Below are 22,123 nucleotides of genomic sequence, written 5' to 3' on the forward strand. Positions count from 1 at the left end.
CCTACTACGTGAAGGTGGCGAACTGGACCGGCGCCGTCGGGAAGACCTACACGCTTCGTGTGGATCGTGCCCTGGCTCGCGCAAGCATCTCAACTAAAGCTGCCGCAACTTATACTGGCAAGTCCCTGAAACCCAGCATCAAAGTGAAGGCTGGCGGCGTGACGCTCAAGAAGAACCGCGATTATACGCTGTCCTACAAGAACAACAAAAAGGTGGGCGTCGCCACCGTAACCATCAAGGGCAAAGGTCAGTACGCTGGCGCAACGCGGACCTGCACGTTTAAGATCGTTCCCAAAGGAACCGCGGTCAAGTCCGTCAAGGCCGGCAAAAAATCCTTCACGGTGAAGTGGAAGAAGCAATCTAAGCAAACCGCTGGTTATCAGATTCGCTATTCCACGAGCAAATCAATGAAGGGCGCAAAAACCCTCACGGTTTCGGGAGCCAAGAAGACAACGGCCAAAATTAAAAAGCTTAAGGCTAAGAAAACCTACTACGTACAAGTGCGCACCTACAAGCAAGTTGGCGGGAAGAACTACTGTTCCGAGTGGTCTCAAAAGCAAAAAGTGAAAACCCAGTAAGGTTCGGAGGTGGCTATGAGAAAGGCGTCAAGAAGTACTACGTGCGCTTAAGTTGTGCGCCCCGCATTTGAATGCGGGGCGCTTTCATGGGGACGAACCACCTTGATTTCGTCTCCGTGCTACAATCGTGCGTTGTTGTTGGCTGCGGCGGGGGAGGGTCGGTGGAGGCACTTGCGGTGCTCTTTGAGCCGCAGAATCTTTTTGTGAACGTGATCTGCGGGTTTCCCGTTTCTGTGGTGTACTACTGGTGTGTGCAGCGCATTCTGCCGCCGCGCTCGAAGAAGGTGTATTGGGCGGCGGCGGTAGCGGCCATGATCCTCACCCAATTTCTCAAGCCTGTTCTGACGCCCTTTGCCCGCATGGGCTTGGGCCTTATGGGCTCGCTGGCGGTGCCGTTCTTCTGTCTGCGCGGCTCGGTGGTGCGACGCGTGCTGGTATGTCTGGCCAGTATGCTGCTGCAGTTTGCGGCCGAAGTGGTGTGCGCCATAGTTTGGGTGTCGCTGACGGGCCTGCAGCTCATGGACAACGCCCTGGCGTTGGCTCACGCGTCGGCTTTCGTAGCGGCCATGATCGTGGGACAGATGATCGTGCAGCCCCTGCTGCTGACGGGTCTGCGCTGGGTTTGCAACCGCGTCCTTCCCGAAAAAGGCGAAGTGTCCTCATCCCGCTGGACGGCACGCTTCATTCTGTTCCCCGCTTTGCAAATGGTGTTCTTCTATATTGTCATGACCCTTTGCTTTGATGCCGGACAAGACTCGCTGGGGCAGCTCGTCGTTGTCTTCTCCCTGTTTGTCCTGTGCGCCATGGTCGATGCCGTCTTGTTTGTCCAGATGGGCCGATGGGCCCGCAAGCGCGAGGCCGACATCGAAGCCGCGTTGTTGGAGGAGCGGCTAGCAGCTTACTTGCAGGACCTGGAAGTAACTCAGCGTCTGCTGACCGACACCGCCCAGCTTCGCCATGACCTGCGCAACCATGTGGCCGTTGTCCAGCTGCTAGCGGCGCGCGGCGACTATGCGGAGGCGAAGGCGTATCTAAGCGAGGCCAAAGCCGCTGTAGGGGAATGAGGACCATCCTTCCACGCAGTGCCTGGAGCCGTTCGTCAGGCGGCCACGACGCAGTGCGAGGACGCTGACCCTTGACCCGTCGTCAGCTTTTTTCTTGCATCTGTATTAAGGGAAGCGGATAATACGCGAGGGGGATCGCGCCGCGATCCCACGATGGCACAGCCGAGCGGACGGCCTTGTCTCTCCGCAGCCGCGTCGTCGAAGTACCTGACGCGCGCAAGGAGGGCGAAGCCGTTTGACTGTGACGTTTTACTTCGCTCGCCATGGCGAAACCCAGTTCAATATTGCTGGCAAGGTGCAGGGCTGGGCCGATTCGCCGCTTTCTCCCCAGGGTGTGTACTCCGCTTACAAACTCGGCAATGGCCTGGCGAACCTTGAATTCGTTGGCGCTTGCACCAGCGACAGCCAACGCGCTGAGGACACGCTGTCCATTGCTCTTGAAGCGCGGGAGAACGAGCGAGCACGGTTGCGCAGCGGCAAGGCGCTCGCTGCTGAAGAAGTGCTTCTCGACAACGACGGCGACTTCCCCGATCTTTCCGAGTTCGGCGACATGGACGAGATCACGGCCATGGAGCAGTACCTGCGCACCCGTGGCTGCCTCACTCCGCAATCGAAAGTGCCCGACACCCCGACCGCGCCTGAGGTGGAAACGCGCTGGATGGTGCTTTCGGAGCAGTGGATGCCCAGCGTCCAGCAGGCCGACGCCATTGAGTATCCGGCGCGCGTGCTGCCCTCGCGCGTTCTAGAAGAGCCGGGTGAGCCGCCGCTGCCCATTCGTCGCGACACGCGTCTGCGCGAATGGTGCTTCGGCGATTTGGAGGGTCAGCCCACGGTGAAGTTGCGCAATCGCCTGTACGACCTCTTCGGCGACGACTTGCCGCGTGCCGAGCAGAACAAGCGCATCGATGAAATTGCCGACTACCTGAGCCGCACCGACAAAACCCATCGGGCGGAGAACTTCGCTGCCATCTCGACGCGCATTGCCTCGTTTTTGGACGACTGCGGCGCCTCGGTGGAGCGCCACGGAGGCGGCAACGTGCTGGTGGTCACCCATGCCATGTTCATCCGTGCGCTGGTGTTCATGTTCGCGGGCGAGCAAGAGGACGACCCGTCGCGCATTGCGAACGCGTCGCTGACCAAGGTGGTGTGGGATGCAGGTGCCGTAACCGTAGAAATGGTGGGTGATACGAGCCACCTGTCCTCCGCAGGCGCCGCCCCCAAGGAGCCGCAGCCTGCGGAAGAGGCGTCGGAAATTACGCCTGCGGCTTAGGATCGCGGCGCAGGCAGCGCTGATAGATGGACACATCCGCGTCCTTGAACTCGTGAACCACGGTAAAGCCGAAGTACTCGTAGAGCGACGTCAGATCGTCGGAATAGGTTTCCAGAAACACGGGCAGCTGGGCCTCGTCGGCGTAGGTGAGCACGGGTTCGAGCAGCTTGCGGAAGGTACCCGAGCCGCGATGGTCGCTGTCGACGGCCGCCAAGGTGATGTGCAGGAAATCCCCCGGAGCCTCTTCGCGCTCGACCCAATCAAGTACGGTGACGCCCTCCATGCGGCGCTGCTGCCTCTCGTAGGCGTCAATTTCCTCGTCTGAGAACACCGAGGCAATCAGATTCGCCGAGGCATCTTTCATAAGCTGCGCCCACGAAGTGTCGCCCAATTCGCTGCGCTGGTACGCAATGGTGAGGCCGTAGCCGTCGCCGGTGCAGTGGACCGACTGGCTCGGGGCGGCGGCCATGGTTTCGTTGAGCACGAGGGCGCGAGAGAGGAAGCGCTCGCGGTCGGACCCTTCCGAGCCCGTGGGCATTCCCGAGAGCAGCTCGCGCACCCAGAGTTCTTCCAGATAGGAGTCGCCGGCCATATTGGCAAGCTCGACCAGGAGCTTCTCGTTTTGCGGTTCAACGGTGATAAGGTTAGGCAGTTTCATAAGGGGCCTCCTCGGGCGTCCGGATGATCGAAGTTCTTCCGTTATTCTGGCACCGTGGACGGCACCGGCGGGTTTTCTCATGCTCTTTGTTGAGAAGCCGTTCCGCGGAACGGCTTCTACAGGGCGTACACCAATTGGTGTATCTCCGTGACGCGACTGTGACGATGTGTTGCCAGGGCGGTGGAAAAGTGCACGTCGGTGGTAATGTTTGCGCCAGCAAAAAGAAATGGCCCCCTCTACAAAGGAGATTTCTATGACCGATATGAACGGTGGTATTCCCACCCCTCCGGGTCAGAACCCGGGGCAGCATCCCACACCGGGCGACACTCAGCCGACGCCGCTGCAGCCGACGCAGCCCGCGGCTCCGGCCCAGCCCCAGGGCGCGTACCAGCCCTACGCGTCGGCCCAGCAGCCCTATGGCAGCCAGCAAAACTACGGCCAGGCGGGCACCTATGGCCAGCAGCCCTACGGCGCTGGCGCACCCCATCAAACCTACGAGGCCGAGCCGGTGGCCGTGCATGCGCAGCATGCGGCCCCCAAGGGCTCGGGCGGCAAGACCTTCCTCATTGCCTTTGCGGGCGCGTTGGTGGCCTGCGTGCTGGCCTTCGGCGTATGGGGCGTGTTCAACGCTATGAACCCCGTTGCCAGCCACACTGAAACCATCACCAACCCCACGACGGGCGAGCAGACCACTATCAACGTGAGCGCCGAGGACTCCACCTTGTCCGAGGCCGTGGCGGCCAAGTGCCTGCCGTCGGTGGTGGCCATCGACGTGTACGCCACGCCCCAGCAGAGCACCGGTGGCATGGGCGGCTTGGAAGAGCTGTTCGGCTACGGCTATGACTACGGTTACGGCTACGGCGACGACCAGGGCAGCCAGGATAAGCAGGGCGGTCAGGACCTCCAGATGTACTCTCAGGGTTCCGGCGTTGTGCTTACCCAAGACGGCTACATCATCACCAACAACCATGTAGTCGAGGGCGGCGAGGCCTACAAGGTCACCGTTGCCGGCGAGACCTACGACGCCGAGCTGGTGGGCACCGATCCCTCCTCCGACGTGGCCGTGCTGAAGGCGAAGGACGTCAGCGGGCTCACTGTTATGGAGCTGGGCGATTCCGATAACCTCACCATCGGCGAGTGGGTCATGACGCTGGGTAGCCCCTTCGGCCTGGAGCAGTCCGTGGCCACGGGCATCGTGTCGGCCACCAGCCGCTCCCAGATCATGGACGCCCAGGAGTCCCTGCAGTCCGGCGGCACCGGTGAAGTGACTATCTACCCGAACATGATCCAGACCGACGCGGCCATCAACCCGGGCAACTCCGGCGGCGCGCTGGTGGATTCCGAGGGCAAGCTCATCGGCATCAACACGCTGATCACCTCCTACTCCGGCAACTACTCCGGCGTCGGCTTTGCCATCCCGGTGAACTACGCCGTGAACCTGGCCAACCAGATTATTGCCGGCGAGACGCCCACCCATGCCCAGCTCGGCGTGAGCCTGTCCACGGTTGATGCTCAGAACGCGCAGCGCTACGGCCTGTCCACCGACACCGGCGCCTACGTGGCCGCCGTCTCCAAGGACTCGGGCGCCGCGGCGGCCGGCATCCAGGTGGGTGACATCATCACTGCCTTCGACGGCCAGCCGGTGGAAAGCGCTTCCGACCTCATGCTGGACGTGCGCACCAAGCAGCCGGGCGACACCGTCACGCTGACGGTGAACCGCGGCGGCCAGACGAGCGACATCCAGGTTACCCTGGGCGACGACTCGGCCACCCAGCAGGAGAAGGCCAAGGCCCAAAGCCAGCAGCAGTCCTATGACGGCTACCGCCTTGAAGACCTCTTCGGCCAGCGTGACGCCGAGCAGCAGGACGCGGCCTAGGTTCGCCTGCGGCTCTGAGCGCTCCGCATACTCCACGCGTTCCGTGCATCCTGCGCGTTTGACGCACGAGCCGACGGCCCCTCGGATACGACCGAGGGGCCGTTTGTTTTTTCAGGTGTTGAGGCAGTGACGCAGTGTCGGTACGTCATTTCGGGTAATATGTATCCGTTTAAACTATTCCTTGCCGACGAAGGGACTTATTCGATGTCAAACGAATACAAGTACGACCGCGTCCTGCTCAAGCTGTCCGGCGAAGCCTTGGCCGGTGACCAAGGCTACGGCATCGACCCGAAGGTGGTCGACGATCTGGCCGAGGAAATTGCCGAGATCGTGCATGACGGCGTTCAGCTGGCGGTAGTCGTCGGCGGAGGCAACATCTTCCGCGGCCTTGCCGGCTCGGCCGAAGGCATGGATCGCTCCCAGGCCGACTACATCGGCATGCTGGCCACGGTGATGAACGCCCTGGCCCTGCAAGACGCTTTCGAGCGCCACGGCATTTTCTCCCGCGTGCAAAGCGCCATCAACATGCAGGAAGTGTCTGAGCCCTATATTCGCCGCCGCGCCATTCGCCATCTGGAGAAGGGCCGCGTGGTCATTTTGGCGGCGGGCATCGGCAACCCGTACTTCACCACCGACACCACCGCGGCGCTGCGCGCCTGCGAGCTGGACGTCGACTGCGTCATGAAGGCCACGAAGGTGGATGGCGTCTACGATGCCGATCCGGTGAAGAACCCCGATGCCAAGCGCTTCGACCATATCAGCTACATGGACGTGCTCAGCCGCGGCCTCAACGTCATGGACGCCACGGCCACCTCGCTGTGCATGGACAACGACGTGCCCATGATCGTGTTCGATCTTACCAAGCCGGGCAATATCAAGGCCGCCCTGCAGGGCGAGCCCGTGGGCACCGTCGTCGAGTAGCGGCACCGTTCAATTGTGACGAAGGGATCGCGCGATCCCCTGTGAACTAGGGAGGAACCCCATGGCAGATGTAGATGAAATCCTGATGAGCGCCGAGGAGCGCATGGAGAAGGCCGTTGTGGCGCTGAAGGAGAACTTCGGCGGCGTGCGCACCGGGCGCGCCAACGCCATGGTGCTCGACCGCATCAAGGTCGACTACTACGGCGTGCCCACGCCCATCAACCAGATGGCCGGCGTGAAGGTGCCCGAGGCGCACCTGCTGGTGGTGGAGCCCTGGGACAAGGGCATGCTGCGCGCCATTGAGCAGGCCATCCTCGAGAGCGATTTGGGCGTGACCCCCAACAACGACGGCTCGGTCATCCGCCTGCCCTTCCCGTCGCTCACCGAGGAGCGCCGTCGCGACTTGGCCAAGCAGTGCAAAACCTACGCCGAGGAAGCGCGCGTGGCCGTGCGCAACGCCCGCCGCGACGCCAACACCGCCATCGAGAAGGCCGTGAAGAACGACAACCTGCCCGAGGACGAGTCTAAGCGCGCCGAGGCCGAGATCCAGAAGATCACCGACAAGTTCGTCGCCGAAATCGACGAGGCCCTGAAGCACAAGGAAGCCGAGGTCATGGAGATCTAGGCTCCTCGCTGGCACTGCCAACGACCCGTACGTTTTGAGCGAGTGTATGAACAAAGATCTGGCGTACATATTTCCGAATCCGCCGGCGGGGCTTGACCCGTCGGCGTTGGATACGGCGCGCATCCCAGAATCGGTGGCCGTCATTATGGACGGCAACGGGCGCTGGGCGAAGAAGCGCGCTCTCAACCGCCTGAAGGGGCACAAGGCCGGCATCGAGGCGGTGCGCGAGACCATTCGCTGCGCGTCCGATTTGGGCGTGCGCTACCTTACCATCTACTCGTTCTCCACTGAGAACTGGAAGCGCCCCGAAGACGAGGTCATCGGGCTCATGGATCTGTTCGCCAAGACCATGCTGGCCGAGGTGGACGGGCTCCATGAAGAGGGCGTGCGTGTGCGCACCATCGGCGATCTGTCCATGCTGCCCCAGGAAACCCGCGATGCCTTCGATGCTGCCTGGGAAAAAACCAAGGACAACGACGGCATGACGCTGGTGGTGGCCGTCAACTACGGCGGCCGTCAGGAAATTCTGCGCGCCACCGAGGCCTGCATGCGCCGGGCGGTGCTCGAGGCCGAAGCCACGGGCGAGGTGCTTGCCCCCACCGAAGAGCTGTTCGAAGAGGGGCTTTATACCTATGGGATGCCCGATCCCGATCTGGTCATTCGCACGTCCGGCGAAATGCGCATCTCGAATTTCCTGCTGTGGCAAATAGCCTATGCCGAGTTCGTCGTCACCGAGGTGCTGTGGCCCGATTTCAACCGCTACACCTTTCTCGAGTGCTTGCTCGATTACCAGAACCGCGACCGTCGGTTCGGAGGGGTGGCCTAGATGCCGAGCATCTTTTCCCCCGACGAGAAAAAGAGCCGCGCCCGCCAGGCGCGTGAGCGTCTGCGCCGCAGTGCCGATGCCTACGCCCCCAAGGCGGGGCCGGCCGAAAACGCGGTGCGCGAGGAGGTGGAGGCCGTCGAGGCCTTCGAAGGCGCGGACGACGACGATTTCGAAACCCCCGAGCAGCGCCGGCGCCGCGAGGCCCAGGCGCGCTTGCAGCGCCGCCTGCATGGCGACGACCCTGAGCCTTCCGCGGAAGAGGAGGGGCTGCCCCCGCTCGTGTGCGATCCCGAGACGGCGCCCGCGGGCCCCCCGTGGCATTACGACCTTTCCGAGGAGGAGGCGCAGCAGCGCCAGGAGAAGCGCGACAGTCGCGCCGAGAAGCGCCATCAGCTGAAGCAGAAGGCCCTCGACAAAACGCCGAAGAAGCTGAAGAACCCCTCCGACTTGCAGGTACGCTTCCGCACGGGCGTGGTGTACACCGCCGTCACCGTCATCTGCGTGCTGGCCGGCAATATCCCCATGGTGCTCATGCTCATGGCCGTGGCCGGCATTTGCGCGGGCGAGTTTTTCTACATGCTGCGCTCCGACGCGAAGCTGCCCAACGAGATGCTGGGCATCATTGCGGCGGTGCTCTATCCGCTCAGCGTGTATGTGGCGGGTCTGATCGGCGCCATGATCGTGAGCCTTGCTCTTATGCTGGCGCTTTTGGTGTGGTACGTCTTCTGGTTGCGAGCGCGCATCCCCGATGTGTGCGTCAGCTTCTTCGGGGCTGCCTATACGGGCCTGCTGCTGTGCGGCCTTATCGTTATCCGCGTGTCGCTGCCCAGCCCGTGGGGCGGGGTGGCGGTGCTGCTGCTGTTCCTGGCAGTGTGGGCCAACGACGCCTTCGCCTATCTGGTGGGCAGCAAAATTGGCAAGCACAAGCTGGCCCCGCGCACGAGCCCGAAGAAAAGCTGGGAGGGCTTCATCGCCGGCCTGGTGGGCTCGGTGCTCTTCTGGTGCGCGCTGTCGTTTGTGCCGGGTATTACGATGTCCTTGGTGCAGGCGGTGTGCTTTGGCGTTGTCGCCGGTGCCATGGGCGTGCTCGGCGATTTGGCCGAAAGCCGCATCAAGCGCAATTCGGGGTTCAAGGATTCCGGCACCATTATGCCGGGTCATGGCGGGCTGCTCGATCGCAGTGACTCGCTGTTCCTCACCTCTATCACCGCTGCTATTTTGCTGGTGGCCGGCGGCTGCATTCCCTACGCGCTCTTCTAAAGGCGCTTGAAGAAAAATAGAGCAACGTGGCGAAAGGGGCGCTCATGGCAAAGCGTCGCATAGTGGTTTTGGGGTCAACGGGCTCCATCGGTACGCAGACGCTCGATGTGGTGCGCCAGCACAGCGATCAGCTGGAAGTGGTGGGTCTGGCGGTGCATAGTCGCATCGACACGCTCCTGGCCCAGGCGCGCGAATTCGACGTTTGCCACCTGGCGGTGGGCGATGAGGCCCTGGCCAATGACCCGCGCATCGACGAGGCGCGCCAGCTGACGGCGCGCTTGGCAGCGAGTCACTCGGGAGATGAGGGCACCGTGGGAGTGGGGCCGGCGGCCGTGCTCGACTTGGTACGCCTGCCGGACGTCGACGTAGTAGTAAACGCCCTGGTGGGAGCTGCGGGCCTGCGCGCCAGCTACGAGACGCTGGCCCAGGGCAAGGTGCTGGCGCTGGCGAACAAGGAGTCGCTCGTGGTGGGGGGCGACCTTATCATGCCCCTGGCGGCGCAGGTGGACGAGGCGCGCCGGGCCGCTGGGCTTGCGCCGGCCACGGGTCCGGCGGGGGCGCTCATGCCCATCGACTCCGAGCACGGGGCCATTTACCAGTGCCTGTTGGGAGAGAACCCGCGCGAGGTGTCCAAGCTGTGGGTAACGGCCTCGGGCGGTCCTTTCCGCGGGAAGACCCGTGACGAGTTGCGCCATATTACGCCGGCGCAGGCTCTGGCCCATCCCACGTGGAACATGGGGGCGAAGATTTCCATCGACTCGTCGACGCTGATGAACAAAGGCCTGGAAGTGATTGAGGCCCACCACCTGTTCGCCATGCCCTATGACAAGATCGAGGTGGTGGTGCAGCCGCAAAGCGCCATTCACTCGATGGTGGAATTCACCGACGGTTCCGTGAAGGCGCATCTCGGCACCACGGACATGCGCATTCCCATCCAGTTTGCCCTCTCGTACCCCGATCGTTGGGAGGCTCCGGTGGCACCCTTGGATTTCCGCACCCTGGGCACCCTTGAGTTCGCCGCTCCTGACACTCACACGTTCCGCTGTTTGGCCCTGGCACGTGAGGCGGGCCGCCAGGGGGGCACCTTGCCCTGCGTGATGAACGCGGCGAACGAAGTGGCGGTGGCGGAGTTCTTGGCCGGCTCGATCAGCTATTTGGATATTGCGGCCTGTGTCGAAGCGGCCATGGAGGCGCAGGGTTCCGAGCCGGTGGAAAGCCTCGAGCAGCTTGAAGAGGTGGACGCTCGCACGCGCGTGTTCGCCCGCGCCTGGTGCGGCACGCATCCCTTGCTGTAGCGATAGCGCAGAAAACAAAACGGAAGGGGAGGCTGGAGCGCCTCCCCTTCCGTGGGTTGAGGGGCGGTTGTTCGATCTGCGAGCGAGGAGATCGACTGCGAATAGCAGAAGCCGTCGTTTGGAAGAGTTCCGTGACGCCCGGCTAGCTGCGCTGTCGCCGGCGAACAATGACGAGGGTGCTAGCAGCGCCTAGCACGACCACCACGAGGGCTGCAGTGGCGCGGCCGAGGTTGTCGCTCGTTTGAGAGAGCGCGGCAAAGGGCCGCGGTTTCTCCTTGACCTCGGTAGGCTTGGCCGGGGTTTCCTCAACTTCCGTAGGCGGCTCCTGCGGCTCGGGGCTCTCCGGCGCTGGCGGCTCTTCGGGAAGGGGCGCGGGCTCATCAGGCGGCAAAACCTCTTCGGGTTCCTCGGGGACTGAGGGCTCTTCGGGTTCTTCGGGCTCCTCGGGGAGGGGATAGACGACGGTCTGGTCTTGGTTGTCGAGGTCGGCGTGGAGCGCTATTTCCTTATCGTTGTAGTACAGCGATTCGAAGACCACGAGCGGCAGCTCCTTCGTGCGGTCAGCATCTTCGTCGTCGGGCTCTGTGCCCGTGCCGTTCTCGTCGTCAGGCTCAGCACCTGGTTCAGCATCGGGGTCATTGTCGGCTCCAGCGTCAGGCCCAGGCTGGGTGTTGTCGCCGGAATCGTCGCCATCCGTTCCCGGGTCATCGCTGGCGGTAAAGTCGCCATTGGCGGGTGGGGTAAACGTCAGTTCCATGGCGATGGTGCCTTGAGAATCCTCGGGAGTAAAGGTGCGGTCGGCGCTGACAACCTGACCGTCGACGGTGAAGGGCTTTTGGGTGGCACGATTCATGAGCACGGCGGTCATGGTGTAGGTGCGCCCCGGGGTGAGGCCTCGGTAGGCCACGACGTCGACGATGGTGGTCGGGTCGCCAAGGCTTCCCCCGTGGGTGCCGCTTGCTTGATCGTGGGCGTTCGTGTGCAAGGCCACGGGGCTGATGGTCACAGTTTGCTTGAGATCGTCCATATGCCGGTGGCTTGCCTCCTCGGTTTCGCCCCGCTTGAGGGTCTCGAACACCACGACGGCAGTCTCTTCGGTAACGGAAGAAGCGTCGAATGTCAGGGGCACGGTGACGAAGCCGTTGGACTCTTTGGGGACGAAGGCCACCGTGGCGCTGACCGTCTCTCCGTCGGCCAGGAAAGGCTCGCCCGTCGCGCGATCCATCAGCACGGCCTCAAGGGTGTACTCTTGCCCCGGCTCCAGGCCCTCGTAGGAAACACGGTCCATGATGACGGCCTCGTCTTCGGCGTTCAGCTGGCTGTCGAACAGGTTGCCGGTGGCGCCATTGTAGGCGTGGGTGCGAATGCGCGGCTTGTTGTCGGTGGTGTTGTTGAGCGTTCCCAGATCGATCACCTTCCCCTGGTCGACGGCGTCCACGATCACCTCATCGCGGATCATGGAGAACAGCTGGTTGGCGGGGCAGCGCAGCTCTTCGATATCGTAGAGATCGTAGGGCAGTGCGCCCTCGTTGTCGGCCGGGGAAGCTCCCTCGGAGGCGCCGCCGCTGAACCAGCAGCCCGCGTTGGCGTCCAGCTGGCTCATGTCAACGGAGAGGGGGAGGGAGAAGCGGCCCTCGGCATCGCGAAACTGCGCGTCGTTGGCGTTCGTGCGGCTGGTGTGCGGCCGAGAAGCGGAGGCCTCGGTGGAGGCAAAGCCGTTCTTGTCGGTGACCAAGATGTGCCACTCGCCCGTCGAGCGCGCCGTAATTTTGAAGGGAACGCCCGCAAGGCGCGTTGAGCCGTTCGCGCGCTTAATGAAGCGCAGATCGGAGCGCACAACAACGTCGCTGATGCGGTCGCCGCCCTCCTCCGCCTGAAAGTTTTCCAAAGTTTCGCGGTCGTGATTCTCGTCGCTGACGTGGCGCACGTGCACGGTGGTGTCGGGAAGGTAGCCCTCGGGGGCCTTCACCTCCTGAATAGTGTAGGAGCCGATGGGCAGTCCTAGTGTTCCGTCTTGCAGCTTGTAGAAGTCCGGCCCGCTCACCTTGTAGGGCAGCACCTGCTCGGGGCCGCGTTGGCTGCGATGGGTAAATGTGCCCTCGGCCTGCTTGAGCGAGAACGCGCCCTCGTCGTTGGTGCGCACCACCCACGAGGCCTGGGGCTGGGCCGTGGCCAAGGTGGCCGCGCTAGCGCCTTCCAGGGGGTAGTAATTGATGCGGAAGTGGGCATCGCCTAAGTTGGCGCCGCCCTGGGGCACGGGCTTTCCCGTGCGACGGTCCACCTTTCTGAGCAGGATATCAAGGGGCTCGAGCTTGGGCGGCTCGGGCACGGCGCCCTTGTTCACGTGAAAGGTTTCCCCATCCACCACAGTGACGGGATAGATGCGCGGGTCGACGGCATAGCCCTTGGCGGCGCGCTTGGTCTCGCGTACCCAATAAGATCCGATGGGCACTTCGTCGATGCGCGCCACCATGGCGCCCTTGTCGTTAGGGGCCACATCCATGGTGCCGTAGCGGTTGAGGCAGGCGGCGTCGGTGAAAACGCCGTAGGTGGCATTGGCCAGAGAATAGCAGGGATTGCCGTCGGTGAGCCGGGGGTTGTCCGACACCTTGACCAGGTCGATGGCACCGCGCTGGGGCTCGTCGACGAAGGTGACGGTGTCGGGGTTCTCGTCGTCGGCCCGCGCTTCGATGGTCAACTTCTTGACGCCATCGTAGCGGCGGAAGCCGGACGGCGCGAACAGCTCGGCGGCGTAATAGGTGCCCGCCTCCACCTCGGCAACGATGTTGCTCTTGCCGTCGTCTTTGCTGACGAAGACGAGGTTGGTGTGGGTGCGCGCCCAGTCGCGCGCCTCTTGCCAGGTGTCCCAGGTGCCCCTCTTCCCCTTGGCCGCCGCGGCTTCAGCGTCGCTCTTGTCAGCAAAGGCGGCGATTACCGCATGTTTCAGGGAATAGCGGCTATTCGCGTTGGAGAGCGCCTGATTGGCCGACTTTTTAATGGCCTGGGCCTTGCCTTGGTTGGGCGGGGGAACGAGGAGGTACCCCACGACATCTTGGAAGGATTGCCCCGTCGAGGCGGACTTGGCGTCGAACTTGTAGAAGAACTTGAGCCATCCGGTGTAGGCAGACTGCGAGCCTTTGTAGGTGCCCTTAAAGGCCAGGTAGTTATCCCCAGCAGAGTCCATGATGATGGCGCCTCCCCCGTTCACCACGCCGGAGGAGCCGCAGGTGCCATGGGCCATGGCCTTGTTGTTGGGCGCCTCGCCTGGGCCGTAGCCGGGGTCTTGGTAGCTGGAGCCAGTCGTAAGATAGCGCGTGCGGTACTCGGTGCCGTTGCGGGCCGTGGCAAATTCCGCATTTTTGCCGAGACGACCGGCAATGGTGTCGCCGAAGAAGGCGTCGACGGCCTCGTTGTACGTGCTCGATGAGGGCTTGAGCACCGGTTCGTCCCACGTGGTGCCCGTCGAGACGCCGCCCTCGTACACTTGGCGCGTGCCGAAAAAGGCGCCGAAGCCATAGCTGCCGATCATGGCGCTGGGGAACCCATAGGCGGCCTGCTTCTTCTTCATGTCGATATCGAAGTTCTCCAGGCGCGTATGGGAGTTCAGCTGATAGTGCTTGTCGAGGGTGCCCGGAAAGCCGGCTGCCAGTCGCTTAAGCGGGCCGGTGGAGCTAGCGCTGTCGGCGCACTTGGCCTCGCGGATGGCGTCGGGCACGTCCGAGCGAAAGCGGAGTTCGCTAGTGCCAGAAGATACGATGGCATCGGAAGTGTCGAGGTCGGCCAGCACGAAATGCTCGTAAGCGGGGTGAGTTGGCGCCAGCCAGAACACCACAGCAAGGGTTTCGGGGCTCGGCACTAAAGCGGCGGGAATGCGAACTTCGCCGGACGAGGCGTCGTACGTGCACTGCTCAGTAAGATCGATCTGCTTGTTGTTGAAGGTGGCGTAGTAATCGTAGACGGCGAAGCGCAGATGGTCGTCGAAGGAGCAGGCAGGATTCTGCTGCCCCACATCCACGATAAAGGAGTCGTTGCGCTGCTGAGCCGCCGCTTCGTAGCTGGCGAAATCGATGGTGCGCAGGGCTGTGTCCTTAAAGTGCAGAACAACGTTCACGCGGAAGCTCTCAGCGGCCACGGCCGGTTCGAGGCGGGCGGATAAGAGGCCTGGAAGCAGCCCTAAAACAAGAAGAAGCGCCAGACAGGCGCGGGGGAGGGAACGGGGGAAACGAAAGACGGTTGAGCGCGCGTCGCGAAGGCCCGCTGGCACAGGGGCGGCGCGTAGGGGAACAGGATGGTGGGGGCTCATGGGCACTCCTCTCTGCGCAGCGGGGCGCGACGACGAAAGAGACAGGAATCGGGTGCCCGCTGTCTCAAAACGTCCACGGAGGAAAAGAGGCCGAGAGAGTGGTTTGGCGTAGAGCAGCGAAGCACCCGATGGCGTATACCCTAGGCACCGGGTTTCGCGGGTCTGTCGCCTTGCTGCCGCCGCGAAGCCGCCCTGCATTCTGCAGAGCCGAGGCAGTGAGTCGCACGGTTCTTCCGATAAGGGGGGAGGCCCGAGAGGGCGTGCGACAGCGGCCGCTCCGTGAAGAATCTGCGCAGAAATGCCCGTGTGTTATAGGGATTTCGCGAGTGAGGCCGTTGTGCAAAGGCGGGTTTGCCCCCTCTTCCTATAATGGGCTGCGAACTAAAGCCGCCGACGGCGATCGGTGGCACTCTCGATATCGACCCTTCCCTTCCCAAGGAGTTGTGCGATGGATTTGCTGATCATTATTGTGTGCGCTGTGGTGGTCATCGGCTTTCTGGTGTTCATCCACGAAGGAGGCCATTATCTGGCGGCCCGCGCCTTTGGCGTGCGCGTGACCGAGTTCATGCTGGGACTCCCCGGCCCCTCGGTGGGTTTTACTCGCGGCGAGACGCGCTTCGGCGTGACGGCGGTTCCCTTGGGCGGTTACGCCAAGGTGTGCGGTATGGAAGCGGGACCGCTGCAGCCTCATTTGCAGGAAGTGCTTGCCGCGCTCTATCGCCGGGGTACGGCGAACATGGAGGACATTGCTCTCGATTGCGGCATCACTGACGACGAGGCCTACGAGGCGCTGGAGGAACTGGTGGAGTGGGGCAGCGTCATCGGCCCCACCAAGCAGGACCAGTTCAACACCTATCGCGCCCCGCGCGTGATGCCCACCAAGCGCCAGCAGCGCAAGGCGGCCAAGGCGGGCAAGCCGGCACTTACTTCCTATCAGCTGGGCGAGGCGCGTCCGGTTGACGACCCCCATGCGTTGTATGAGAGCGAGTACTCCCAGCAGTACCGTTCGCTGCCGTTCTGGAAGCGCTCGGTTATTCTGCTGGCGGGCATTGCCATGAACCTCTTGTTCGCCATGCTCGTGTTCATTCTGGTGTTCTCGATCATCGGTTTTCAGGTGCAGCATCCCGAGACGGGCGAGCTGGTTACCATCCATGCCTCCGTGCTGCAAGCGCTGCAAGCGGGCTTTACGTATATCGGCATGGTCATTCAGGCCGTGGTGGGCCTGTTCAACCCGGCCACGGCGGCTCAGACGGTGTCCGACTCCACGTCCATTGTGGGCATTGCCGTCATGTCGAAGGATTACTTCCAAGCCGGCCTGATCGAGGGGCTCGAGTTTATGGCCATGATCTCGGTGTCGCTGGGCATCATGAACTTGCTGCCCATTCCTCCCCTGGATGGCGGTCGTTTTGTGGTGGAGGTGTTCCAGAAGGGTACGCGCAAGACCGTATCCCAGAAGGTGATGAACTATATGTCCATGGCGGGCATGGCGCTGTTCATCGGCTTGTTCGTCATCATGCTGAACCAGGACATCCAAAGGTTCGTGCTCGGGAATTGGGGATAATCTGTTCCGTCGGCCCTAACGGGACCGACGGGAACGTCGACGCTGCGGCTCCGACAGGCACCTGGCCTTGCCCCTTGTTTTGGGCTCGGCGCGGCGCGAAGGCCGCTTGGCCCAAAGGCGGGGCAATTCCAGGCACCTGTCGAACCCTCGCTGACTTCCTTGGGCGAACATGCGGGATATAATAACTGGACTGGTTCTTTCTTGAGAAAGAAGTTCTATGGATGAGAATATGAAGCCGCATCAGCGGACGCGCCGCATTATGGTGGGCGCGGTGCCGGTGGGCGGGGGCGCGCCAGTGGCGGTGCAGTCGATGCTGAATGCCCCGGCCGACGATGTGGCGGCCAACTTGGCTCAAATCGAGGCTTTGGCTGAGGCGGGATGCGAGATTGTGCGCATGGCCATTCCGCGCCGTGCGTGCTTGGATGCTTTCGAGGCCGTGTGCGCTGCCTCGCCGCTGCCCGTGGTGGCCGACATCCACTTCGATGCCACCATTGCCATTGAGGCAGCGCGGCGCGGCGCAGCCAAGCTGCGCATCAACCCCGGTAACATCGGGGGACTCGAGGCAACGCGTGACGTCATCGAGGCGGCACGTGAGGCGGGTATTCCCATTCGCATTGGAGTGAACGCGGGCTCGCTGGACGACGCCGTTGCCGAGCGTCAGGATTTGACGCTGCCCGAGAAGCTGGTGGCATCGGCGCGCCAGTATGTGCGATTCTTCGAAGATGAGTGCCATTTCTTCGATTTGGCCGTTTCCGCCAAGGCCCATGACGTGCAAACCACCATCGACACCTACCGTCTTCTGGCCGCCGAGCTGCCCGAGGTGCCGCTGCACATTGGGGTCACTGAGGCGGGCACGGCGTTCCAGGGCATCATCAAATCCGCCGCTGGCCTGGGCGTGCTGCTGGAAGAGGGCATCGGCGACACCATGCGCATCTCGCTGACCGACGACCCGGTGGTGGAGGTGCGGGCCTGCTGGACGCTGCTGGGGGCCCTCGACTTGCGTCGCCGCGCACCGGAGCTTATCAGTTGTCCCACCTGCGGGCGCTGTCAGGTGAATCTTATCGGCCTGGCTCGCGAGGTGGAGGAGCACCTGGCTACCGTGCAGAAGCCCGTGAAAGTGGCAGTGATGGGGTGCGTGGTAAACGGTCCGGGCGAAGCCGCCGATGCCGATATTGGGGTGGCCTGCGGCGCCGGCTCGGGCGTCGTTTTCTCCCATGGTAAAATCGTTCGCAAAGTTAATGAGTCAGATATTGTGCCTGCCCTACTGGAAGAGTTGGAGAACCTATGAGTCAAGTTCTGCGCATGAGCAAGTTGTATGCCCCCACCTTGAAGGAGGATCCGTCCGACGCCGACATCGACAGCGCGCGCCTGCTTTTGCGCGCCGGCATGCTGCGTAAGACGGCCTCGGGCCTCTATTCGTTTTTGCCCCTGGGCTTCCGCGTGCTGAAGAAGATCGAGGACATTGTCCGCGAGGAAATGAACGCCTCCGGTGCTCAGGAAATTCTCATGCCGGTGCTGCAGCCGGCCGAGCTGTGGGAGGAAAGCGGCCGTTTGAACGCCTACGGCCCCGAGCTGATGCGCCTGGTGGATCGTCATGATCGCGAGATGTGCCTGGGCCCCACCCATGAGGAAATCATCGTGTCGCTGGTGCGCAACGAGCTGCGTTCCTACAAGGAGCTGCCGCAGAACCTCTACCAAATCCAGACGAAGTACCGCGACGAAATTCGCCCGCGCTTCGGCCTTCTGCGCAGCCGCGAGTTCGTGATGAAGGACGCTTACAGCTTCAACGCCACCCAGGAGTCGCTCCAGGAAACCTATGACGAGATGGGGAAGGCCTACGGGGCCATCTGCGAGCGTTGCGGTTTGGACTATCGCGAGGTAGAGGCCGACGGCGGCCAAATTGGCGGCAAGGTGACCACCGAGTTCATGGCCCTGGCCGATTCCGGTGAGGCTGATCTGGTGTACTGCTCCTGCGGCTATGCGGCGGACGCCGAGGCCGGTGCCTGCATGGCGCGCCCCACGGTATACGAAGTGGACGCCATGGAGAAGGTTGCCACGCCGGGCGTGCACACCATCGCCGAGCTGGCGGAGTTCCTGGACATCCCCGAGTCCTCCACGGTGAAGGCCCTGTCGGGCAAGGATGCCGAGGGCAATTTGGTGGCCGTGTTCATCCCCGGCGATCACGAGCTGAACGAGCTGAAGATCGAGGGCGTGGTGCCGGGCTTCACGCTGCTGACCGATGACGAGATGAAGTCCTTCGGGCTGTGCAAGGGCTCCATGGGCCCGGTGGGCTTGCCCGAGAACGCTCGCGTCATTGCCTCCACCAGCCTCCAGGCGGTGCCGCAGTGGGTGGTGGGCGCCAACGAGGACGGCTACCACTACGTGGGCGCGCGCCTCGGCCAGGATTTCACGGTGGACGAGTGGGCCGATCTGGCCACGGTAAAGCCTGGCGACTGCTGCCCGGAGTGCGGCTTGCCCCTGGAGGGCGCTCGCGGCATTGAGGTGGCGCAGATCTTCCAGCTGGGCGATCGCTATTCCAAGGCCATGGGCGCCACGTTTATGGACGAGGACGGCGAGGAGAAGCCCTTCATCATGGGCTGCTACGGAGTGGGTATCAGCCGCACTATGGCCGCTGTGGTCGAGCAGCATCACGACGAGAACGGCATCCAGTGGCCGCTGTCCGTGGCGCCGGCGCACATCTGCGTCATTCCGCTGACAGTGGGCGATGACGAGGTGCAGCCCATGGCTGAGAAGATTGCCCGCGATCTGAACGAGTTGGGCTTCGAAGTGGTTATAGACGACCGCGACGAGCGCGCCGGCGTGAAGTTCAACGACGCCGACCTTATCGGCTGGCCCGTGCAGGTGGTGCTGGGCAAGCGCGGTCTGAAGGAGGGCAAGGTCGAGGTGAAGCTGCGTCGCACTGGCGAGAAGAAGGACGTCACGCTGGACACCCTTGCCGAGATGATGGGCTTCGCTCGCCGCGCTATGCGCGACAACACGCTGCATGGCGCCGGCACCGGTTCTTTCGAGGCTATTTTCGGGTAAGCTAAGCCTTACCAATTCAATCAACCTCTGACGGGGCGGTAACACTACCGCCCCGTCGGCGTTTCTGGGGCCGTGCGCCGCCTATGATGGAGAAGCTAACTCAAACAGGAACGGGAGGCCTCGAAATGACTGCGAATACTCCGAACTTCGCCAACGGGCTGAAGGACATTTTTCTTGCCGGCGTGGGCGCCATGGCGCTGGGGGCTGAAAAGACCCAGGAGCTGGTGGAGCAGCTGATCGCCAAGGGCGAGATCACCGTGGAGCAGGGCAAGGAGATCAACTCCGAGGTGCTGAAGCAGGCCCAGACTACGGCCGAGCGCGTGGGCCAGCAGACCCAGGCGGCTGCCAGCCACATGAGCGATCAGGCGAAGACGGCAGCTGAGCTGCTGAAGGAGCAGGGCCAGTCCGCGGTGTCTTTCGCGCGCTCCCAGGCGGAGATGGCCACGGACAACGCCAAGAAGGATTCCGCCAACTTCGCCGAGGCCCTGAAGCACGATGTGCTGGAGGCCCAGATGGCGGTCATGACGCCCGAGCAGCGCGCCGAGTTCGCCGCCAAGGCAGCCGAGATTGCCGCACGTGATGCGAATGAGAGCGACCAGCAGTAACGCGCTGCCCAACAATGTTCCGCAAGAAAAGAGACGAGCTTCGGCTCGTCTCTTTTTGTCGGGGCTGCAGCGGAAAAGAGCAAGCCCCCCTGCAGTGGGCAGGGGGGCTTGAAAGGGAGGGCTCATGAAGCGCCGGGCGTTTCCGGACAGGCTTTCTTGGCAGAGCTACCAGGCGCCCGCAGCTTCACCAAACGCTGGCGGGTTTACCGGGTGCCAGCAGGTTTACCAGGCGCCAGACACCAGGTTCTTGCCCAGCAGGTAGCCGAAGGTGGTGCAGGCGCCGCCCAGGTTAATGCCGGGAACCTTGTAGTCGTATACGTCGCCGTACATGTCGCCCACCACGGTGCCCACGCCGTACAGGCCGGGGATGGGGTCGTTGTTCGCGTCGCACACATGCATCTGGATGTCGGTGTTCAGGCCGCCGGTGATGCACAGGGTGTAGGGCTCGTTGCGGATGCCGTAGAACGGCGGCTGCTGAACCGGCAGCAGGAAGCGCTTGTCCTTGTGGAACTCGTCGTCCTTGCCCGTGGCGCAGTAGCCGTTGTAGCGCTCCACCTGGGCCAGGAACTCTTCGCGGGGCAGCCCCAGGCCGTCGGCTAGCTCTTCCAGGGTGTCGGCCTTCACCGCGGTCTCGGCCATGGTGGCGTCGAAGCCGGCGTACTCGTCGGTGGTGGTCCAGTCGGTGTTCGGGTCGAACAGCATCTCGATGGCGTCCTTCACTTCCTGGGTGTCGCGCGCCTCGCCGCCGATGCGGTCGCCCTGCCAGGGCGCGGAGGCCTCAACCCAGTTGGCGTCCCAGATGAGGAAGGCGCATCCGTCGGGCTGCACGCGCTGGGGGTAGGGCATATAGCCGTAGGTGCAGTTCTCGTTCGAGTAGCGCTTGCCCTTGCTGTTCACCAGTAGACCGGGGAAGGTGGTCAGCGCACCCTCGGCCCACCAGCGGCAGGGCAGCACCTCGTCGCCCATGGTAGCCAGCATGGGGGCGTTGGGGGTGTACTTCTGCCAGGCGGCGCCGATCCACAGGGCCAGCTTCAGGCCGCTGCCGTCGTACACACCGCCGTTGCCGAAGGGCAGGGCGATGGGGCAGTATTTCGCCACCATGTCGCGATCCTGGGAGAAGTCGCCCGTGGCCAGCACCACGCCCTTGGAGGCGGTGTAGCGGATGTACTTGCCGTCCTCGGTCTTGGCTACGCAGCCGGTGACGCGACCGGTGTTGTCGCCCTCGCGATCGAGCTGCACGGCGGTGGTGTTGTAGAAGATCTGGCCGCCGGCCTTCTGGATTTCCTCGGCCAGGGCTTCGACGACGATCTGCTGGGAGGCGCCGGCGGCGTTGTTGCCCTCGGCCACGAAGGAGTGGGATACGTTCAGCGTCTTCAGCGGACCGCCGTCCCACCAGTTCTTGCCGCCGTCCTGCTGGTTGTTCTCGATAACGGCCGAGATGCCGTAGGGCTTCACCTTGTCCATCAGCCAGTTCATGGCGTTGCCGGACTCATCGAACACGAGCCACCACTTCTCCTGGTCGAGGCGGAAGCTGTTGGCGGCGAAGATGTCCTGGAAGATGGGTTCGATCTCCTCGCGGGTGTAGTCCATACCCAGCTCGTGGGTGAGGCGGGTGTTGAAGGCCGCGTTGGAACCGCCGCGCGAGACGGGGCCCGAGCTGCTGGCGATAAGCACCAGGTCGGCGCCTTCTTCCATAGCGGAGGCGGCGGTGACGAGGCCGCCCACGCCGGCGCCGAGGACGAGGATCTCGCAGTTGACGGTCTCCTCGATCTTGCTCTCGTCGATAGGATCGGGGGCGATCTCGAAGTTCCACTTGGCGTTGGCGAACTTGTCGGCGTCCAGAATGAGCTCGCCCGTGCCGGCCAACTCGCCCGTGCCCTCGGTCTTCGGGGCGCACCCGGTCAGGCCCAGCGTGCCCGCGGCCGCGGCGGCCACGCCGGCGACGGTGGCGCCCTTCAGGAAGCTGCGACGATCCATGTTGCTTGCGTTAGTCATGGGGATTCCCTCCTTACGTATCTGTTCCCCTGTGCGTCCTGCGACGCGTGATGCGGGGTGGCAACGGCGGAAACCGTGGGAGGCCGGATACCGCCGTTGCCACCCGACTGCCCCTACCTTACGAGAGGTGCCGCTTGGGCGCGTCACTCGCTTTGGGCGAAATTGCTTGGGGGTGACCTGCGGAAACGGTTTTCTCATACAAAAGGAGTGATGGCGCAGAGTGCGGTTCTTCTATACTTGA

General features: G+C 63.1%; 16 protein-coding genes. 13 read left to right on the forward strand and 3 right to left on the reverse strand.

Annotated elements, in window-relative coordinates; translation table 11 throughout:
- From QZ307_RS04410 to QZ307_RS04420, 3 genes are all read left to right on the forward strand, one after another.
- Positions 1–578, forward strand: a 578-nt coding sequence (locus QZ307_RS04410) for a fibronectin type III domain-containing protein (protein WP_295996410.1), incomplete at its 5' end; no start/stop codon positions are given.
- Positions 579–739: 161 nt separating this feature from the next.
- Positions 740–1,642: a hypothetical protein gene (locus QZ307_RS04415; RefSeq protein ID WP_295996411.1), complete on the forward strand. Its 903-nt coding sequence runs from the start codon at positions 740–742 to the stop codon at positions 1,640–1,642.
- 241 nt (positions 1,643–1,883) lie between these two features.
- Positions 1,884–2,912 (forward strand): histidine phosphatase family protein, encoded by a 1,029-nt coding sequence (locus tag QZ307_RS04420; protein WP_295996476.1) that lies wholly within the window; start codon positions 1,884–1,886, stop codon positions 2,910–2,912.
- On the opposite strand, the gene QZ307_RS04425 is transcribed toward QZ307_RS04420, so the two are convergent.
- Positions 2,896–3,570: a GNAT family N-acetyltransferase gene (locus QZ307_RS04425; RefSeq protein ID WP_295996414.1), complete on the reverse strand. Its 675-nt coding sequence runs from the start codon at positions 3,568–3,570 to the stop codon at positions 2,896–2,898. The genes QZ307_RS04420 and QZ307_RS04425 overlap by 17 nt on opposite strands.
- Before the next feature lie 253 nt (positions 3,571–3,823).
- Between QZ307_RS04425 and QZ307_RS04430 the strand changes: the two genes are divergently transcribed.
- The 6 genes from QZ307_RS04430 to dxr all read left to right on the forward strand — a co-directional run bounded on the left by QZ307_RS04430 (position 3,824) and on the right by dxr (position 10,373).
- The gene (locus QZ307_RS04430) at positions 3,824–5,446 is read left to right on the forward strand and encodes a trypsin-like peptidase domain-containing protein (protein WP_295996417.1); all 1,623 of its coding nucleotides are present in this window, start codon (positions 3,824–3,826) and stop codon (positions 5,444–5,446) included.
- 204 nt (positions 5,447–5,650) lie between these two features.
- Positions 5,651–6,367: a UMP kinase gene (pyrH, locus tag QZ307_RS04435; protein WP_295996420.1), complete on the forward strand. Its 717-nt coding sequence runs from the start codon at positions 5,651–5,653 to the stop codon at positions 6,365–6,367.
- Positions 6,368–6,428: 61 nt separating this feature from the next.
- Positions 6,429–6,992: a ribosome recycling factor gene (gene frr / locus QZ307_RS04440; protein ID WP_295996423.1), complete on the forward strand. Its 564-nt coding sequence runs from the start codon at positions 6,429–6,431 to the stop codon at positions 6,990–6,992.
- A 46-nt stretch (positions 6,993–7,038) separates the two neighbouring features.
- Positions 7,039–7,818, forward strand: coding sequence for an isoprenyl transferase (locus QZ307_RS04445; RefSeq protein ID WP_295996426.1), 780 nt, complete (start codon positions 7,039–7,041; stop codon positions 7,816–7,818).
- Complete coding sequence (locus QZ307_RS04450; protein ID WP_295996428.1) at positions 7,819–9,078, forward strand: phosphatidate cytidylyltransferase; 1,260 nt, start codon at positions 7,819–7,821, stop codon at positions 9,076–9,078. It begins immediately after the preceding gene.
- A gap of 44 nt (positions 9,079–9,122) precedes the next feature.
- Positions 9,123–10,373, forward strand: a complete 1,251-nt coding sequence (gene dxr / locus QZ307_RS04455; RefSeq protein WP_295996429.1) for a 1-deoxy-D-xylulose-5-phosphate reductoisomerase — start codon at positions 9,123–9,125, stop codon at positions 10,371–10,373.
- 142 nt (positions 10,374–10,515) lie between these two features.
- Here the strand turns inward: dxr and QZ307_RS04460 are convergent, their stop codons facing one another.
- On the reverse strand, positions 10,516–14,484 hold the full coding sequence (locus tag QZ307_RS04460; RefSeq protein WP_295996433.1) for a VaFE repeat-containing surface-anchored protein: 3,969 nt from the start codon (positions 14,482–14,484) through the stop codon (positions 10,516–10,518).
- Between the two features lie 640 nt (positions 14,485–15,124).
- Between QZ307_RS04460 and QZ307_RS04465 the strand changes: the two genes are divergently transcribed.
- The 4 genes from QZ307_RS04465 (at position 15,125) to QZ307_RS04480 (ending at position 19,887) form a co-directional block, all read left to right on the forward strand.
- Positions 15,125–16,237, forward strand: a complete 1,113-nt coding sequence (locus QZ307_RS04465; RefSeq protein WP_295996436.1) for a site-2 protease family protein — start codon at positions 15,125–15,127, stop codon at positions 16,235–16,237.
- A 217-nt stretch (positions 16,238–16,454) separates the two neighbouring features.
- On the forward strand, positions 16,455–17,525 hold the full coding sequence (ispG, locus tag QZ307_RS04470) for a flavodoxin-dependent (E)-4-hydroxy-3-methylbut-2-enyl-diphosphate synthase (RefSeq protein ID WP_295996439.1): 1,071 nt from the start codon (positions 16,455–16,457) through the stop codon (positions 17,523–17,525).
- Positions 17,522–19,282, forward strand: coding sequence for a proline--tRNA ligase (locus tag QZ307_RS04475; protein WP_295996441.1), 1,761 nt, complete (start codon positions 17,522–17,524; stop codon positions 19,280–19,282). Before ispG ends, QZ307_RS04475 begins: the two co-directional genes overlap by 4 nt.
- A gap of 125 nt (positions 19,283–19,407) precedes the next feature.
- Positions 19,408–19,887 (forward strand): hypothetical protein, encoded by a 480-nt coding sequence (locus QZ307_RS04480; protein WP_295996445.1) that lies wholly within the window; start codon positions 19,408–19,410, stop codon positions 19,885–19,887.
- A 222-nt stretch (positions 19,888–20,109) separates the two neighbouring features.
- Here the strand turns inward: QZ307_RS04480 and QZ307_RS04485 are convergent, their stop codons facing one another.
- Positions 20,110–21,882 (reverse strand): FAD-dependent oxidoreductase, encoded by a 1,773-nt coding sequence (locus tag QZ307_RS04485; protein ID WP_295996448.1) that lies wholly within the window; start codon positions 21,880–21,882, stop codon positions 20,110–20,112.
- Between the last annotated feature and the right edge of the window lie 241 nt (positions 21,883–22,123).

The organism is uncultured Adlercreutzia sp., assembly GCA_910585575.1.
In the GTDB taxonomy this organism is placed as follows: Bacteria; Actinomycetota; Coriobacteriia; order Coriobacteriales; family Eggerthellaceae; genus Adlercreutzia.